Origin of the sequence: Streptomyces sp. NPDC100445, from assembly GCF_044759735.1 — a bacterium.
Lineage (GTDB): Bacteria > Actinomycetota > Actinomycetes > Streptomycetales > Streptomycetaceae > Streptomyces.
Genome location: NZ_JBIVZV010000011.1, coordinates 1 through 15927 on the forward strand (window position 1 = coordinate 1; position 15927 = coordinate 15927).

At 72.9% G+C, this 15927-nt stretch carries 14 protein-coding genes; 11 read left to right on the forward strand and 3 right to left on the reverse strand.

Translation table 11 applies throughout. The annotated features are described in order from the left end of the window. The 5 genes from ACIQVT_RS24445 to ACIQVT_RS24465 all read left to right on the forward strand — a co-directional run. On the forward strand, nt 1-426 hold a 426-nt coding region (locus ACIQVT_RS24445), incomplete at its 5' end, for an alpha-glucosidase C-terminal domain-containing protein (RefSeq protein ID WP_403757774.1). Next, on the forward strand, nt 423-2141 hold the full coding sequence (gene treS / locus ACIQVT_RS24450) for a maltose alpha-D-glucosyltransferase (RefSeq protein ID WP_403757777.1): 1719 nt from the start codon (nt 423-425) through the stop codon (nt 2139-2141). The genes ACIQVT_RS24445 and treS, both read left to right, overlap by 4 nt. A 28-nt stretch (nt 2142-2169) precedes the next feature. Further along, a complete protein-coding gene (locus tag ACIQVT_RS24455; protein ID WP_403757780.1) occupies nt 2170-3534 on the forward strand; it encodes a maltokinase in 1365 nt (454 codons plus the stop codon). Nucleotides 3535-3537: 3 nt separating this feature from the next. Next, complete coding sequence (gene glgB, locus ACIQVT_RS24460) at nt 3538-5772, forward strand: 1,4-alpha-glucan branching enzyme (RefSeq protein WP_403757785.1); 2235 nt, start codon at nt 3538-3540, stop codon at nt 5770-5772. A gap of 95 nt (nt 5773-5867) precedes the next feature. Beyond that, a complete protein-coding gene (locus tag ACIQVT_RS24465; RefSeq protein WP_403757788.1) occupies nt 5868-6956 on the forward strand; it encodes a glutamate--cysteine ligase in 1089 nt (362 codons plus the stop codon). 9 nt (nt 6957-6965) lie between these two features. Here the strand turns inward: ACIQVT_RS24465 and ACIQVT_RS24470 are convergent, their stop codons facing one another. Beyond that, on the reverse strand, nt 6966-7199 hold the full coding sequence (locus tag ACIQVT_RS24470) for a DUF6480 family protein (protein WP_403757791.1): 234 nt from the start codon (nt 7197-7199) through the stop codon (nt 6966-6968). Between the two features lie 163 nt (nt 7200-7362). On the opposite strand from ACIQVT_RS24470, the gene ACIQVT_RS24475 reads away from it, so the two are divergent. The 5 genes from ACIQVT_RS24475 to ACIQVT_RS24495 all read left to right on the forward strand — a co-directional run bounded on the left by ACIQVT_RS24475 (nt 7363) and on the right by ACIQVT_RS24495 (nt 14044). Further along, nucleotides 7363-9258, forward strand: coding sequence for an AMP-dependent synthetase/ligase (locus ACIQVT_RS24475; RefSeq protein WP_403757794.1), 1896 nt, complete (start codon nt 7363-7365; stop codon nt 9256-9258). A 151-nt stretch (nt 9259-9409) separates the two neighbouring features. Then, nucleotides 9410-9844 (forward strand): ATP-binding protein, encoded by a 435-nt coding sequence (locus ACIQVT_RS24480; protein ID WP_403757797.1) that lies wholly within the window; start codon nt 9410-9412, stop codon nt 9842-9844. 196 nt (nt 9845-10040) lie between these two features. After that, complete coding sequence (locus tag ACIQVT_RS24485) at nt 10041-11417, forward strand: NAD(P)/FAD-dependent oxidoreductase (RefSeq protein WP_403757800.1); 1377 nt, start codon at nt 10041-10043, stop codon at nt 11415-11417. 99 nt (nt 11418-11516) lie between these two features. After that, on the forward strand, nt 11517-11726 hold the full coding sequence (locus ACIQVT_RS24490) for a DUF4287 domain-containing protein (RefSeq protein ID WP_403757803.1): 210 nt from the start codon (nt 11517-11519) through the stop codon (nt 11724-11726). Between the two features lie 62 nt (nt 11727-11788). Continuing rightward, nucleotides 11789-14044, forward strand: a complete 2256-nt coding sequence (locus ACIQVT_RS24495; protein ID WP_403757805.1) for an FUSC family protein — start codon at nt 11789-11791, stop codon at nt 14042-14044. A gap of 4 nt (nt 14045-14048) precedes the next feature. Here the strand turns inward: ACIQVT_RS24495 and ACIQVT_RS24500 are convergent, their stop codons facing one another. Together ACIQVT_RS24500 and ACIQVT_RS24505 are read right to left on the reverse strand one after the other, a co-directional pair. Beyond that, nucleotides 14049-14903, reverse strand: a complete 855-nt coding sequence (locus ACIQVT_RS24500; protein WP_403757808.1) for a SigB/SigF/SigG family RNA polymerase sigma factor — start codon at nt 14901-14903, stop codon at nt 14049-14051. Nucleotides 14904-15134: 231 nt separating this feature from the next. Further along, nucleotides 15135-15569, reverse strand: coding sequence for an ATP-binding protein (locus ACIQVT_RS24505; protein ID WP_403757811.1), 435 nt, complete (start codon nt 15567-15569; stop codon nt 15135-15137). A gap of 125 nt (nt 15570-15694) precedes the next feature. Between ACIQVT_RS24505 and ACIQVT_RS24510 the strand changes: the two genes are divergently transcribed. After that, nucleotides 15695-15922 (forward strand): hypothetical protein, encoded by a 228-nt coding sequence (locus ACIQVT_RS24510; protein ID WP_403757815.1) that lies wholly within the window; start codon nt 15695-15697, stop codon nt 15920-15922. The last annotated feature ends 5 nt before the right edge of the window (nt 15923-15927 follow it).

Here is a 15927-nt window from a genome sequence, read left to right on the forward strand (position 1 = left end):
AAGTACCAGCTGCGCCCCCGCGACTGGGAGGCCGCCGCACGCGAGGGCCGCACCATCGCCCCCCTGATCACCCGCCTCAACGCCGTACGACGCCGCCATCCCGCGCTGCGGCGACTGCGCAATCTCCGCTTCCATCCGACCGACAACGACGCCGTGCTCGCCTACAGCAAGAGCACGGGGGCGGACACGGTCATCGTGGTCGTCAACCTCGACCCGCACCACACCCAGGAGGCCACGGTCTCGTTGGACATGCCGCAACTCGGCCTGGACCGGAACGCCGCCCTGTCCGTGCACGACGAACTGACGGGCGAGACGTACCGCTGGGGCAGGACCAACTACGTGCGTCTCACGCCCGGCCGGACGCCGGCGCACGTGCTCCACGTCGGGCGATCGACGCCCCAGATCGGAGGGCCCGCAGCGTCATGACCGTCAACGATCCCGTACCGGACACCTTCGAGGACACGCCCGCCAAGGACCGGGATCCGGAGTGGTTCAAACGCGCCGTCTTCTACGAGGTGCTGGTCCGCTCCTTCCACGACAGCAACGGCGACGGCGTCGGCGACCTGAAGGGACTCACCGCCAAGCTCGACTACCTCCAGTGGCTCGGCGTGGACTGCCTGTGGCTGCCGCCGTTCTTCAAGTCCCCGCTGAAGGACGGCGGTTACGACGTGTCGGACTACACGTCGGTGCTGCCCGAGTTCGGTGACCTCGCCGACTTCGTGGAGTTCGTGGACGCCGCGCACCAGCGCGGCATGCGCGTGATCATCGACTTCGTCATGAACCACACCAGCGACGAGCACCCGTGGTTCCAGGAGTCCCGCAAGAACCCCGAGGGCCCCTACGGCGACTACTACATGTGGGCCGACGACGACAAGCAGTACCAGGACGCCCGCATCATCTTCGTCGACACCGAGGTCTCCAACTGGACCTTCGACCCGGTGCGCGGCCAGTACTACTTCCACCGCTTCTTCTCCCACCAGCCGGACCTCAACTACGAGAACCCGGCCGTGCAGGAGGAGGTCCTGGCCGCCCTGCGCTTCTGGCTGGACCTCGGCATCGACGGGTTCCGGCTGGACGCGGTGCCCTACCTCTACGCCGAGGAGGGCACCAACTGCGAGAACCTGCCCGCCACCCACGCGTTCCTGCGTCGGGTGCGCCGCGAGATCGACGCGATGTACCCGGACACCGTGCTGCTGGCGGAGGCGAACCAGTGGCCCGAGGACGTCGTCGACTACTTCGGTGACTACGCGGCCGGCGGCGACGAGTGCCACATGGCGTTCCACTTCCCCGTCATGCCGCGCATCTTCATGGCCGTGCGCCGCGAGTCGCGCTACCCGGTCTCCGAGATCCTCGCCAAGACGCCCGCGATCCCCTCCGGCTGCCAGTGGGGCATCTTCCTGCGCAACCACGACGAGCTGACCCTGGAGATGGTCACCGACGAGGAACGCGACTACATGTGGGCCGAGTACGCCAAGGACCCGCGGATGCGCGCCAACATCGGCATCCGCCGGCGCCTCGCGCCCCTGCTCGACAACGACCGCAACCAGATCGAGCTGTTCACCGCCCTACTGCTGTCCCTGCCCGGCTCGCCGATCCTCTACTACGGCGACGAGATCGGCATGGGCGACAACATCTGGCTCGGCGACCGCGACGCCGTCCGCACCCCCATGCAGTGGACCCCCGACCGCAACGCCGGCTTCTCCTCCTGCGATCCCGGCCGCCTCTACCTCCCCACGATCATGGACCCGGTCCACGGCTACCAGGTCACCAACGTCGAGGCCTCCATGTCGTCGCCGTCCAGCCTGCTGCACTGGACCCGCCGCATGATCGAGATCCGCAAGCAGAACCCCGCCTTCGGACTCGGCTCCTACACCGAACTGCCCTCGTCCAACCCGGCGGTGTTGGCGTTCCTGCGGGAGTACGGCGACGACCTGGTGCTGTGTGTGAACAACTTCTCCCGCTTCGCCCAGCCCACCGAACTCGACCTGCGGGCCTACGACGGCCGGCACCCGGTCGAGCTGATCGGCGGGGTGCGTTTCCCCGCCATCGGTGAACTGCCGTACCTGCTCACCCTCCAGGGCCACGGCTTCTACTGGTTCCGGCTCACCCGAGTCGCATCCCGCATCGGCCGCCGCCGCTGATCCGGCGCCGAGGAAAGGACGCGTCACCATGCCGAAGACCATCACTCCCCGACCGAGGACCGCCGTCGGCGTCGACGGCCCCCTGGTCTCGCTGGGCGCGCTGCTGCGCGAGTGGTTGCCGAGGCAACGCTGGTTCGCGGGCAAGGACCGGCCCGTCACCGACCTGTCGGTGCTGTCCGTGACGGAGCTGTTCCCGGGGTGTCTGCACCTGCTGGTGCACGCCTCGCACGCGCCGGTGCCGGCCCCCGGCGGCACCCCCCCGCCCGGTGACTGCTACCAGCTCCTGCTGGGCCTGCGCCCGCACCTCGCCCCCCGCCTCGAGCGGGCGTTCATCGGACGGGCGGTGGAGGGCCCGCTGGCCGGACTCGCCGTCTACGACGCGCTGCACGACCCGCGCGCCGCCCACCTGCTGCTGGAGCGGCTGCGGCAGCCGGGTACGGCGGGCCCGCTGCGGTTCGAGTCCGACCCGGCCGCGCACCTGCCCGGCGGATTGCCGCCACGGCTGCTGGACGCCGAGCAGTCCAACTCCTCGATCGTCTACGGCGACGCCTACATCCTGAAGGTGTTCCGCCGGATCCAGCCGGGCGTCAACCCGGACCTGGAGGTGTCGGCCGCGCTGGCCGGGCAGGGCTGCACGCGGGTGCCCCCGCCGGTGGCCTGGTTCACCACGACCGCCCCACGCCCGGCCACCCTCGGGGTGCTCCAGCCGTTCCTGCCGGACGCGACGGACGGCTGGACGCTGGCGCTGCGCGCGCTCGCCGCCGGCGACGACTTCACCGCCGAGGCCCGCGCGCTCGGCCGGGCCATGGCCGAGGTGCACCTGGCGCTCGCCGGGGCGTTCCCGTCGCCCGGGCCGGCCGAGAACGGCCGTACGGCCGAGGCGATGTGCGCGCGGCTGGACGCCGCCGCGCACGCCGTGCCCGCGCTGGCGCCCTTCGTCCCCGGGCTGCGGGCCGCGTTCGGGGCGCTCGCCACGTGCGACACCGGGCCGCCCGCTCAGCGCATCCACGGCGACCTGCACCTCGGACAGGTGCTGCGGGCCGGCCGCGACTGGTTCGTCATCGACTTCGAGGGAGAACCCTCCCGCCCGCTCACCGAGCGGCGGGCCCCGCAGTCCCCGGTGCGCGACGTCGCCGGGATGCTGCGCTCCTTCGACTACGCGGCCCGGCAGCGCCGCCCCTGGCGACCCGAGTGGGCGCGCCGCTGCCGGGAGGCGTTCTGCGCGGGCTACGCGGCCCGCGCGGGCTGGGATCCACGCAAGAAGCACGCGCTGCTGCGCGCGCACGAGACGGACAGGGCGGTGTACGAGGTGCTGTACGAGGCAAGACACCGACCGGACTGGCTGCCGGTACCGATGGCGGCGATCAAGCGGCTCGCCGTGTGGGGAGGCTGACCCATGGCACTGCGTGACACGACACCTCCCGAGGCCGCGGGCCCGCCGCCGCCCGCTGCCGTCCCGGACACCGTCCGGGACGAGACGCTTCCCCACGCGCTGGACCCGACCGACCGGGGCCGGCTGCTGGCCGGGGCGCACCACGATCCGCACGCCCTGCTGGGCGCCCACCCGGTGCCGGGCGGCGTCCTCGTCCGGGCGCTGCGCCCGAACGCCCGGGCGGTGGGCGTGCTGGTGGACGGCGTGCGCACCGCGCTGGTGTCCGAGGGCGACGGCCTCTTCGCGGCCGTCCTCCCCGGCTCGGCCGTCCCGTCGTACACGCTGCTGGTGGAGTACGACGACGGCGAGCGGGAGGTGCACGACCCGTACCGCTTCCTGCCCGCGCTCGGCGAACTGGACCTGCACCTGCTCCGGGAGGGCCGGCACGAAGAGCTGTGGCGGGCGCTCGGGGCCGAGCCGATGGTCCACCAGGGCGTGGCCGGCACCCGCTTCACCGTGTGGGCGCCGAACGCCCAGGGGGTGCGGGTGGCCGGTGACTTCACGTACTGGGACGGCACGCAGTACCCGATGCGGTCGCTCGGCGCGTCCGGGGTGTGGGAGCTGTTCCTGCCCGGCATCGGCGAGGGCACCCGGTACAAGTTCGAGATCACCTCCCGGTACGGTCACCGGTTCCTGAAGGCGGACCCGATGGCGCGCCTCACGGAGGTGCCGCCGGACACCGCGTCGGTGGTGACGTCCTCGCGGTACGAGTGGGGCGACGCCGAGTGGATGGCGCACCGCGGTGACGTGCCCGTGCACCAGGCCCCGTTCTCGGTGTACGAGGTGCACCTGCCGTCCTGGCGGCCCGGGCTGACCTACCGGCAGTTGGCGGAGGAACTCCCCGCCTACGCGCGGGACATGGGCTTCACGCACGTCGAGCTGATGCCGGTGGCCGGATACCCCTTCAGCGGCTCCTGGGGCTACCAGGTCACCTCGTACTACGCCCCGACGCCCCGGCTGGGTCCACCGGACGACTTCCGGTACTTCGTGGACGCCTGTCACCGGGCCGGCCTCGGTGTGATCATGGACTGGGTGCCGGCGCACTTCCCCAAGGACGACTGGGCGCTGGCCCGGTTCGACGGGGAGCCGCTGTACGAACCCGGGGACTCCCGGCGGGCCGAGCACCCGGACTGGGGCACGTACGAGTTCGACTTCGGGCGGACCGAGGTGCGCAACTTCCTCGTCGCCAACGCGGTCTACTGGTGCGAGGAGTTCCACATCGACGGGCTGCGCGTGGACGCCGTGGCCTCGATGCTCTACCTCGACTACTCGCGTGATTCCGGCCAGTGGGAGCCGAACGTCTTCGGCGGGCGGGAGGACCTGGACGCGGTCGCCTTCCTCCAGGAGATGAACGCCACCGTGTACCGGCGCTGCCCGGGCGTGGTGACCATCGCCGAGGAATCGACCGCCTGGGAGGGGGTGACCCGGCCCACCGACAGCGGCGGCCTCGGCTTCGGGCTGAAGTGGAACATGGGCTGGATGCACGACTCGCTGGAGTACATTCAGAAGGAGCCGGTGCACCGCAGGTACCACCACAACGAGATGACCTTCTCGATGGTGTACGCCTACAGCGAGAACTACGTCCTGCCCATCTCCCACGACGAGGTCGTCCACGGCAAGCAGGCGCTGGTGTCGAAGATGCCGGGCGACTGGTGGCAGCGGCGCGCCAACCACCGCGCCTACCTCGGCTTCATGTGGGCCCACCCGGGCAAGCAACTGCTGTTCATGGGGCAGGAGTTCGCGCAGGGCGCCGAGTGGTCCGAGGCGCACGGCCCCGAGTGGTGGCTGCTCGCCGACGACTACCACTCCGCCGGCGACCACCGCGGTGTGCGCGACCTGGTGCGGGACCTGAACACGGTGTACCGGCGGACCCCGGCGCTGTGGCAGCGGGACACCGACCCGGGCGGCTTCCGGTGGGTGCTGTGCGACGCGGCGGACGACAACGTCCTGGCGTTCCTACGGTTCGCCGGGGACGGTGCCCCCCTGCTGAGCGTGTCGAACTTCTCCCCCGTCGTCCGGCACGGCTACCGCCTGTGGGTGCCCGACGAGGTCCCCGCCTGGCGGCAGGTGCTGAACACCGACGCCACCGGTTACGGCGGCGGCGGGGTCGGCACCGATGACCCGGTCAAGCCCGGGGACGGGTTCCTGGAGCTGACGCTGCCACCGCTCGCCACCGTCTGGCTGGTCCCGGCGGGCTGAGCGCGCCGCAGGTGTCGCGGCCGTCCGTGGGGGCAGTCGGGGTTCGTACGGACCCATGACTGCCCCTTGCGGCACCAAGAGAAGGGCGGCACCTCGTGCGCACCGTCGGAGTGGAGGAGGAGCTCCTCCTGGTCGACCCGGACAGCGGCGACCCCAAGGCGCTCGCGGCGCCCGTGCTCGCCCGCGCCGCCCAGGACGATCCGGACCAGGACGTCTTCGAGAAGGAACTGTTCGGGCAGATGCTGGAGTTCGCCACGCATCCGCAGTCGGACATGGCGGCTCTCGGCGACGAGATCGTGCGCTGCCGCAAGGAGGCGGCCGGGCACGCGGGACAGATCGGCTGCGGGGTCGCGGCGCTGGCCAGCTCCCCCCTGCCGGTGAGCCCGTCCCTCAGCATGAACGAGCGCTACCGGTGGCTGGCCGAACGGTACGGGGTGCCGACCCGGGAGCAGCTGGTGTGCGGCTGTCACGTCCATGTGTCGGTGGAGTCCGACGAGGAGGGCGTGGCGGTGCTCGACCGGATCCGGCCGTGGCTGCCGGTCTTCCGCGCGATCAGCGCCAATTCGCCCTTCTGGCAGGGCCGGGACACCGAGTACCACAGCTACCGCAGCCGGGTGTGGGAGCGCTGGCCGTCGGCCGGGCCGACCGAGCTGTTCGACACGCCCGAGCGGTACCACCGGCGGGTGGCGGACATGGTGGCGACCGGTGCGCTGCTCGACGAGGGGATGGTGTACTTCAGCGCGCGGCTGTCCGCGGCCTACCCGACGGTGGAGATCCGCGTGTCGGACGTCTGCCTGAACGCGGAGACGACCGTGCTGATCGCCACGCTGACCCGGGGCCTGGTGGAGACCGCCGCGCGGGACTGGCGGGCCGGCCGGCCGCCGCTCGACCACAGTGTGAGCCTGCTGCGGCTCGCCGACTGGCAGGCCGCCCGCTTCGGCCTGGACCACGAACTGCTCGACCCGGTGACGCTCCGGCCGCGGCCCGCCGCCGAGGTGCTGCGCTCGCTGCTGGAGCACACCGGCGACGCGCTCGCCGGCAGCGGGGACGCGGCCCGCGCCGAGGAGGCCGTCGCCGGTCTGCTGCGGCACGGCAACGGCGCCCGCGAGCAGCGGCGGCTGCTGGAGCGCACCGGTAGCCTGCGGGACGTCGTCACCGAGTGCGTGCGCCGCACCCAGGGCTGAGGGCGCCGGTCAGAGGATCAGCACCAGGGCGTAGACCAGGAAGAAGGCCGCGACCAGCACGACCAGCACGAGGATCAGGGTCAACGGGGCCTTGGCCCAGCCTCTGCGCTGGACGTGCGGCTCGCGCGGCCCGGCCTCCGGCATGCTGCTCTCGGCGGGCGGAGTCTCACCGGGCGGGACCCCTCCGCCCGGTTCCAGTCCGGTCGTGCGCTCGGGTTCCGGATCGGGGTTCACATGGCTCATGCCGTACGAGTCCCCAGAACACGGTGCCCAGAACACGACCGGATCATCAGCCGATCACGAGTTGACCGTTCCCGTCACCGGACGCGCTCGCCTGGGCTACATTCGAGCACCGCCGACACCGAGCCGGTCGGCGGAGTGGCCCCGCGTATCCCAGGAGCAGCGCATGCGGAACGTCGCCCTCGCTCCAACCGTCACCCCGCCGTTCACCGGCGGTCTCGTCGACAGCGTCTTCGAGACGGCGGAGCGCAATCCCCGGCTGCCGATGCTCGCGCACCGCGCGGATCCCGCCGCCGGATGGGAGTCGCTGACGGCGGCCGAGGTCCGCGACCAGGTGGTCGACGTGGCCAAGGGCCTGATCGCCGCGGGCGTCGCCCCGGGCCACCGGGTGGCCCTGATGGCCCGCACCCGGTACGAGTGGACGGTGTTCGCCCACGCGTTGTGGGCGGTGGCCGCCGAGATCGTGCCGATCCATCCGGCCGCCTCGCGCGACCAGGTCGAGTGGATCCTGCGGGACGCCGGCTGCGTGGCCGTGGTCGTGGAGGACGAGCAGGGCGTCATGACCGTAGGCACGGTGTGCGCCCGGCTGCCGCTGCTTCGGCACGTCTGGCAGCTGGACGCGGGTGCGCTGCCCGCGCTGGCCGAGCGCGGCGCGACGGTGCCGTACACGACCGTGGCGTCGCTGCGCCGGATCGTGCTCCCCGACGCCACGGCGGCCGTCGTCTACACCTCCGGCACCTCGGGCCGTCCGATGGGCTGCGCGCTGAGCCACCGCGGCCTCGCCTACCCGTGCGACACCCTGCTGGCCGGCTGGGGACACACCGCCGCCGCCCCGGGCGAACAGGGGGCCGTCCTGGCCTTCCTGCCGTTCTCCCACGTCTACGGGATCATGATCATGCTGACGTGCGTGCGCGGCGGGATCCTGCTGGGGCACGAGCCGGAGCTGACCGAGCCGGCGCTGGCGTCGGCGCTGGCCACGTTCCGGCCGACGTACCTCTACGGCGTGCCGTCGCTGTTCGAGAAGGTGTACAAGAACTTCCTGCGGGCCGCGGAACGGGAGGGCCGGCGCGCCCTGTTCGAGCGGGCCGCGCGGACCGCGCGGGACTTCGCCGCGGCCGAGGAGCGCCGGCGGCTGGGCACCGGGCCGGGCCCCGCGCTGGAGCTGCGGCTCCAGCACGCCGTGTACGAGCGGACGGTCTACCGGCGGCTGCGCGCGGCGCTCGGCGGCCGGGTGGTGCGCGGCACCTCCGGGGGCTCCTCGCTCGACCGGGGGCTGTCCCTGTTCTACGAGGGCATCGGCGTGTACGTCCACGACGGGTACGGCCTCACCGAGTCCTGCGGCGGGATCACCATGCAGCCGCTGGGCCGTGAGCGGTCCGGGACGGTGGGCCGGCCCCTGCCGGGGACCGAGGTCCGGGTCGCGGACGACGGGGAGATCCTGGTGCGCGGGCCGTCGGTGTTCCAGGGCTACATCGGCGACGAGGCGGCGACCCGTGCCGTGCTGCGCGGTGGCTGGCTGGCCACCGGCGACCTGGGACGGCTGGACCCCGAGGGCTATCTGACGATCACCGGACGCAAGAAGGACATCATCGTCACCAGCGGCGGCAAGAGCGTGGCCCCCGCCCTGCTGGAGCAGCGGCTGCGCCGGCACCCGCTGGTGCACCAGGCGGTGGTGATCGGTGACGACCGGCCCTGCGTCGGCGCCCTCATCACCCTCGACCCGGAGTTCCTCGCGCACTGGCGGGCCGCCCTGCGGATCCAGGGGGACGTCGCGGGCCGGGAGGCGCGGGAGGAGAACGCGCTGCGCGAGGAGATCACGCGGGCCGTCGCCTCCGCCAACAGCGCGGTGTCCCGGGCCGAGTCGATCCGGGTCCACCGGGTCCTCCAGGAACCGTTCGGGCCGGGCAACGGGCTGCTCACCCCGTCCCTGAAGCTGCGCCGGGCCGCCGTCGTGCGGCACTACGCCGCCGAGATCGAGGCGATGTACCAGGCGCGCGCCCGGGGGCGGCGGAGCCCGCTGGAGACCGCGGACTGGGACGAGTCGGACGACGTCTTCCGCTGAGCGGGCGCACCGTGGGGACGGCTGTGCCGAGGGGGGACGGATAGCCGGCGCGGCTCGGGGAACCCGCAGCGCAGGCAGAGATCAGCAACGACGACCGTCCTGGTCGGAAGAGGCCGGGTCGGCCCCTTACACCCGGACCGGGGAATGCGAGATGGCGACGGAGCCGCGTTGGGACGACACACCGCCCTCGGAGGAGACGTACGAGCGTACGTTCTCCTTCCCGGGTGAGCTGCGCAACGTCACGGAGGCCCGGGTGGCGGCGGAGACGTACCTCGGTGCGCTCGCCGCGGGCGTGCCACCGGGCGCGCCCGAGTACTGGGACGACATCCTGCTGGTCGTGACGGAGCTGGCCGCGAACGTGATCCAGTACGCGCCCGGCCCGTTCGACCTGCGGATGCGCCGCACCTTCGACGGGGTGCACGTGACGATGCGCGACACGAACACCACCAAGCCGGAGCCGAGGCCCTTCCACCCGCGGACGGGCGGCGGGGGCATCGGCTGGCACCTGGTGCACACCCTGTGCACGCAGGTGAGCGTCGTCGTGCACGAGGGCGGCAAGGACATCCACGTCTTCCTGCCCTGGTGAGCGGGTGTGCGACGTGTAGGTGTACGCCATCCGGTTACTCCGTCCCGTGCGGGGGCACGTTGATCCCCACGCGTTCGTCTGCCTGCCGTACCCAGCTGGCGGAACGGCTGGAGGCACGGTGGGATCGGAGTCGGTGCACAGCGATCCGGGGCGGGCGAACGGCGTCGAGTCGGACCGCCCGGAGCCGCAGAAAGGGATGAACACCGTGACACGACCCAGGATCCTGGTGGTGGGAGCAGGCTTCGCCGGAGTGGAGTGCGTCCGCCGCCTGGAGCGGAAACTCACCCCCGGCGAGGCCGACGTCACCCTGGTGACGCCGTTCGCCTACCAGCTCTACCTGCCGCTGCTGCCCCAGGTCGCCTCCGGCGTGCTCACGCCGCAGTCGATCGCCCTGTCGCTGCGGCGCAGCAGCAAGTACCGCACGCGGATCATCCCGGGCGGTGCGATCGGGGTGGACCCGCAGGCCAAGGTGTGCGTCGTCCGCACCATCACCGACAAGATCGTCAACGAGCCCTACGACTACATCGTGCTGGCGCCGGGCAGCGTGACCCGCACCTTCGACATCCCGGGCCTGACCGACCACGCCTTCGGCATGAAGACGCTCGCCGAGGCCGCCTACATCCGCGACCACGTCATCACGCAGCTCGACCTCGCCGACGCCAGCGACGACCCGGCCGAACGGGCCGCGCGGCTCCAGTTCGTGGTCGTCGGCGGCGGGTACGCCGGCACCGAGACCGCGGCCTGCCTCCAGCGGCTCACGCACGCCGCCGTACAGCGCTATCCGCGCCTGGACCCGGGCCTGATCAAGTGGCACCTGATCGACATCGCGCCCAAGCTCATGCCGGAGCTGGGCGACAAGCTCGGCCGCAGCGCGCAGGAGATCCTCAAGCGGCGCGGCATCGAGGTCTCGCTCGGAGTGTCGATCGCCAAGGCCGGCCCGGAGGAGGTCACCTTCACCGACGGCCGGGTCGTGCCGACGCACACCCTGATCTGGACGGCGGGCGTGGTGGCCAGTCCGCTGATGTCCACGCTGGGCGCGGAGACGGTCCGCGGCCGGCTGGCGGTCACCGCGGAGATGTGCCTGCCGGGCCACGACGGCGTGTTCGCGCTCGGCGACTCCGCCGCCGTCCCGGATCTGGCGAAGGGCCAGGAGGGCTCGGTCTGCCCGCCGACCGCGCAGCACGCCATGCGGCAGGGCCGGAAGGTCGCCGACAACGTCATCGCGGCGCTCCAGGGCCGCCCCCTCCAGCCGTACGAGCACAAGGACCTGGGCCTGGTCGTCGACCTCGGCGGCAAGGACGCGGTGTCCAAGCCGCTGGGCATCGAGCTGCGCGGGGTGCCCGCGCAGGCGGTGGCCCGCGGCTACCACTGGTCGGCGCTGCGCACCAACGTCGCCAAGACCCGGGTGATGACCAACTGGCTGCTGAACGCGGTCGCCGGCGACGACTTCGTGCGCACCGGTTTCCAGGCCCGCAAGCCCGCCCGGCTGAAGGACTTCGAGTTCACCGACGCCTACCTGACGCCGGAGCAGGTCCGGGCCCGGGTGGAGGGCGGGGCCCTCGCCCAGCCGTGATGTGACGTGGATCACCGGGGGATCGCCGATCGGTTCCGGCCGTACCGGCGGTCCTCCCCGGTGACCGCAGAACGCAGCACACGGACGGAGCGTCCCGGCATGACCGAGAAGACCGTGAAGGGCCCCGCGAGCTACTTCCCCTCGATCGAGGAGAAGTACGGCCGGCCGGTCGGCGAGTGGCAGGCACTCATCCGTTGCTCGCCGCTCACCCGGCACATGGAGCTGGTGGCCTGGCTCAAGGCCGAGCACGGCATGGGGCACGGACACGCCAACGCCCTGGTGGCCGCGACCCTGGCCGGGGGCGAGTAGCCCGGCGCCACGTGCGATGCTGGGTCGGAGATCATTTTCTGGCAGGGAGAGAGCGCGGCGGCGTGAGGGCAGCGGGACGGTCGGGACGGGTACGCGTGTGGGACCGGCTCGCGGCGTCGGATCCCGGGCTGCTGCGGCTGACCGCCGGGCTGCGCACGGTCGCCGCCATCGCGCTCACCCTCGCGGTGCTCGCCGCGCTGCGGGTGCCGGTGCCGCAGCTGGTGGCCGGCGCGATGGCGTCGATGGTCGCCACCTTCGCCATCCGGGAGAAGCAGCGCGGCCCGCAGGCCGTCACCCTGGCGCTCGGCCTGCCGGTCGCCCTGGCCTCGGTGGCGCTGGGCGCACTGCTCGACCAGCGGGTCCTCGCCGGTGATCTGTTCTTCGTCGCCCTCATCTTCAGCGCCGTCTACGGCCGCCGGTTCGGCGACCGCGGCACCGCCCTGGGGCTGATCGGCTTCCAGATCTACTTCCTCTCCCTGTTCGTACACGCCACCGTCGCCACGCTGCCCCAGCTGTCCGGCGTCCTCTGCGTGGCCTTCGCGTGCAGCGCGACCGCCCGGTTCGTGCTGCTGCCGCAGACCCCGGCGGGCACCCTGGACCGGCTGCGGCGGGCCTTCCGGGCCCGCCTGGCCCAGCTCGTCGCCACCCAGACCGAGCTGCTGGACGCCGGACCCGACGCGGTGGAGAAGGTCCTGGACGACCTGCGCACCGGCACCGCGCGGCTGCACGAGACGGCACTGCTGATCCAGGGCCGGCTGGAGGACGGCACCTCCGACGCGGCGGTGGCCCGGCTGCTCCAGCGCCGGATCGCCGACGCCGAGATCGCGGCCGAGCGGCTCGGGCTGCTGCTGCTCACCGCGCGCAGCGCCGAACGCACCGACACGCTCACCCTGCACCTGCCCGGCGCGCCCGTGCCCTCCGCGGGCACGCTGCCGGTACGGGACGAGGCGACGGCCGCGCTGCGCCGGGACCTGGGCGCGCTGCGGCTGCTGATGCTGCGGCCCGCCGGGGAGGCCGCGGGAACCGCGCTCGCCCACGTGCGCAACCGGCTGCTCGGCTACCGCGACGAGGAGAACCTGCCGGTGGCGTCACCGGCCGTGCAGGACGCCTTCCGCGGGCTCGGGGAGGCCGCCCGCGCCGCGCTGGGCCTGCGGCTCGCCCTGGACGGCCCGCAGGACGACGCCGACGACAGCCCGGCGACCATCCGCTCCCGCGAGGAGCTGGACGCGGAGGACGCCGCCATCGAGGTGAGCGAGGAGGCCGAGCGGGAGGAGGCCGGGCCGACCGGCCTGAGGCGGCCCACCACCCGGGCCGCGGTCCAGGTCGCCGTCGGTTCGGCGCTGGCCATCACCGGCGGCGAGCTGCTGTCCAGCCAGCGCTGGTACTGGGCGGTGCTGACCTGTTGGATCGTGTTCCTGAACACCGCCTCCACCGGGGAGATCCTGGTGAAGGGCTACCGGCGGCTGCTGGGCACGGTGCTCGGCGTCGTGGCCGGCATCGGACTCGCCGCCCTGGTCGGGCACCACACGTGGACGGCGTTCGCGCTGGTGCTGCTGTTCATCTTCGCGATGTTCTACTCGGCGCCCCTGTCGTACACGCTGATGTCGTTCTTCGTGACGGCCATGCTGGGCCTGCTGTACACGCTGCTGAACACCTACAGCACGGCGGTGCTGGTGCTGCGGGTGGAGGAGACGGCGCTCGGCGCGGCCTGCGGGGTGATCGCGGCGGCGCTGGTGCTGCCCGTGCACACCGACCGCCGGACCAACGAGCTGCTGGTCGCCGTCCTGGACCGGCTGGCCGACGTCACGCAGGCCGCCGTCGACCAGCTCAGCGGCGGGACCGGCGGCGATCTGGTGGAGCGGGCGCGCGAGCTGGACCAGGCACTGGCCGACCTGCGCGCGGCCATCCAGCCGCTGACCCACCCGATCACCCCGCTGCGCTCCCGGCGGGACACCGCCCGGTACGTCGTCGCACTGCTGGAGACCTGCGCGTACCACGCGCGTTCGCTGGCGGCCACGGCGGAGCTGCTGCCGACGCATCCGTCGATCGCGGCGGACCCGCGGCTGCGCGGGGCGTGCGGGCGGATCGTGCACAACATCGGGGCCCTCGCCGCACACGGGAGGGACCCCAGGTCCACGGCGGAGATGCGGACCGGCTCCAGCATCGCGTCGATGCTGGAGCCGGGAACCCTGCGCACCCCGCGCTACGGCCGGGTGACCGACCGGGTGCTGCGCCACCTCCAGCGCCTGGACGAGGCGGTCTCCGGCCTGGCGCGGCCGCTGGGGGTCACCGGCGGTCCGGCGGCGCCGGGCCGGTGACCCCTCACCGCGGCTCGCCGCCGGGGCGACGGTTGCCGAGCACCTCGTCGCGGACGCGGGCGCAGCTGCGGCTGATCAGCCGGGAGACGTGCATCTGCGAGATGCCGAGCTGGTCGGCGATGCGGCTCTGCGTCATGTCCTCGAAGAATCGCATGTAGAGGATGGCCCGCTCGCGTTCGGGCAGTCGGCGCAGCCCCTCCTTGGCGGCCTCCCGGTCGACGACGACGTCGTAGGAGGTCTCGGTCGCACCGAGCGTGTCGGCGAGGCTGTAGCCGTCCTCGGCGGCGGACAGCTCGGCGTCCAGCGAAAGGGTGGAGAAGCTCTCCAGCGCCTCCATGCCCGCGGTCACCTCGTCCTCGGTGAGCCCGGTGTGGGCGGCGATGGCTGCGACGGTGGGCTCGGGGCTGCCGGGATGCTGGGTGAGTTCGCGGCGGGCCACCCGCACCCGGTTGCGCAGCTCCTGCACCCGGCGCGGCACCCTCAGGGCCCACATCCGGTCGCGGAAGTGCCGCTTCACCTCGCCGGTGATGGTCGGCACCGCGTAGCTCTCGAAGGCTCCGCGGGAGGGGTCGAACCGGTCGATCGCCTTGACCAGGCCGAGCGCGGCCACCTGGCGCAGGTCCTCGACGGACTCCCCGCGGTCGCGGAACCGGCCGGCGATGCGGTGGGCCATGGGCAGCCACGCGGTGACGAGTTCGTCCCGTACGGCGTCGCGCTCGGGGCCGTCGTCCAGTTCCGCCAGCCGGGTGAAGAGGTCCGCGGTCTCGGGGGCGTCGTCATGGCTGCGCCGGCCGGACGTCGCGGGGGCGTTGGTGGTGGCCGTCGTACCGGGACGGCTTGTCGACATGTCGGTCAGCATGCGGAATCGCTCCTGAACGGGGTTTCAGGGCTCTGCGCCGGAACCTGGTTCCGGGTCCTGGCCCGAACGGTGGTGTCAGGGGTCCCCACGGGTGAGCCGCCGGCCCGCCGGAAGCGGGCCCGGGGCGGTCGTGCTACCCGCCGGGCGCGCGCCTCCAGTCCGAAGCACGAGATTCCGTCTGCCCCCCGCCCTCACGGGCAAACGCCGCTGAGCGGAACTTCGCAAACCACTTCAATGGAGCGGCACGACGGCCGTGATGCGCTTGCCGCCGCGGGGCAGCTCCGCCACCCGGACGTCCCGGGCCAGCCGGCGGACCAGGGGCCAGCCGTGGCCGCCGGGCCGGGCGCCCTCCCGCCGGTCGGCGGCCGGGCGGGTCATGGGGAAGGCGTCGCTGCGGTCGCTGACCGAGACCCGGACCCCTGCGGGGTCCACGTCGACGTCGAAGCCGGTGATGCCGCCGCCGTGCACCAGGGCGTTGGTGGCGAGCTCCGAGGTGACCAGGACGGCGTCCGCCAGCGCGCGCGGCGGGCAGTGCAGGGAGCGGGCACGGCAGCGTTCGGTCACCGCGCGCTCCACGGCCCGGCGGGCGTCGGCCGCGCGGCAGGGCAGTCGTGGGGGCGGTTCCGCCAGGGCGACGGAGGCGGCGGTGCGGTGCTGGTCGAGCATCCTTTTCCTCCAGGTTCGTACCCGTTCCACAGCTGTCGTTCCCTTTTCGGCTGACCCTTCCGGGCGTCGTCAAACACCCGTCACCGTCCTGTCATCACCCCGCGCGGCGCGGGTATCCGGTCGGCATGACGGATGTGGTGGACGCGGACGAGTTGTTGCGGCGGATCCGGCGGGGCCGGGACTGTGCGGGCGAGGAGGAGCGGGCCTGGCGGGAGCGGGCCCAGGGGCTGACGGCCACCGACCCGGAGGGCGCGCGGGAGGCGGCGGTCCGGGCGGAGACGTACGCGGCGGTGCTGCGGGTGCTGGACGAGATCGTGAACCCGGGCGCGGCCGCGTCGGGGACGACGGAGTGAAGCGG

Coding starts and splice junctions, on each gene's coding strand:
- treS (WP_403757777.1), top strand. CDS start 423: ATGACCGTCAACGATCCCGTACCGGACACCTTCGAGGACACGCCCGCC.
- ACIQVT_RS24455 (WP_403757780.1), top strand. CDS start 2,170: ATGCCGAAGACCATCACTCCCCGACCGAGGACCGCCGTCGGCGTCGAC.
- glgB (WP_403757785.1), top strand. CDS start 3,538: ATGGCACTGCGTGACACGACACCTCCCGAGGCCGCGGGCCCGCCGCCG.
- ACIQVT_RS24470 (WP_403757791.1), bottom strand. CDS start 7,199: ATGAGCCATGTGAACCCCGATCCGGAACCCGAGCGCACGACCGGACTG.
- ACIQVT_RS24475 (WP_403757794.1), top strand. CDS start 7,363: ATGCGGAACGTCGCCCTCGCTCCAACCGTCACCCCGCCGTTCACCGGC.
- ACIQVT_RS24480 (WP_403757797.1), top strand. CDS start 9,410: ATGGCGACGGAGCCGCGTTGGGACGACACACCGCCCTCGGAGGAGACG.
- ACIQVT_RS24485 (WP_403757800.1), top strand. CDS start 10,041: ATGAACACCGTGACACGACCCAGGATCCTGGTGGTGGGAGCAGGCTTC.
- ACIQVT_RS24490 (WP_403757803.1), top strand. CDS start 11,517: ATGACCGAGAAGACCGTGAAGGGCCCCGCGAGCTACTTCCCCTCGATC.
- ACIQVT_RS24500 (WP_403757808.1), bottom strand. CDS start 14,903: ATGCTGACCGACATGTCGACAAGCCGTCCCGGTACGACGGCCACCACC.
- ACIQVT_RS24505 (WP_403757811.1), bottom strand. CDS start 15,569: ATGCTCGACCAGCACCGCACCGCCGCCTCCGTCGCCCTGGCGGAACCG.
- ACIQVT_RS24510 (WP_403757815.1), top strand. CDS start 15,695: ATGACGGATGTGGTGGACGCGGACGAGTTGTTGCGGCGGATCCGGCGG.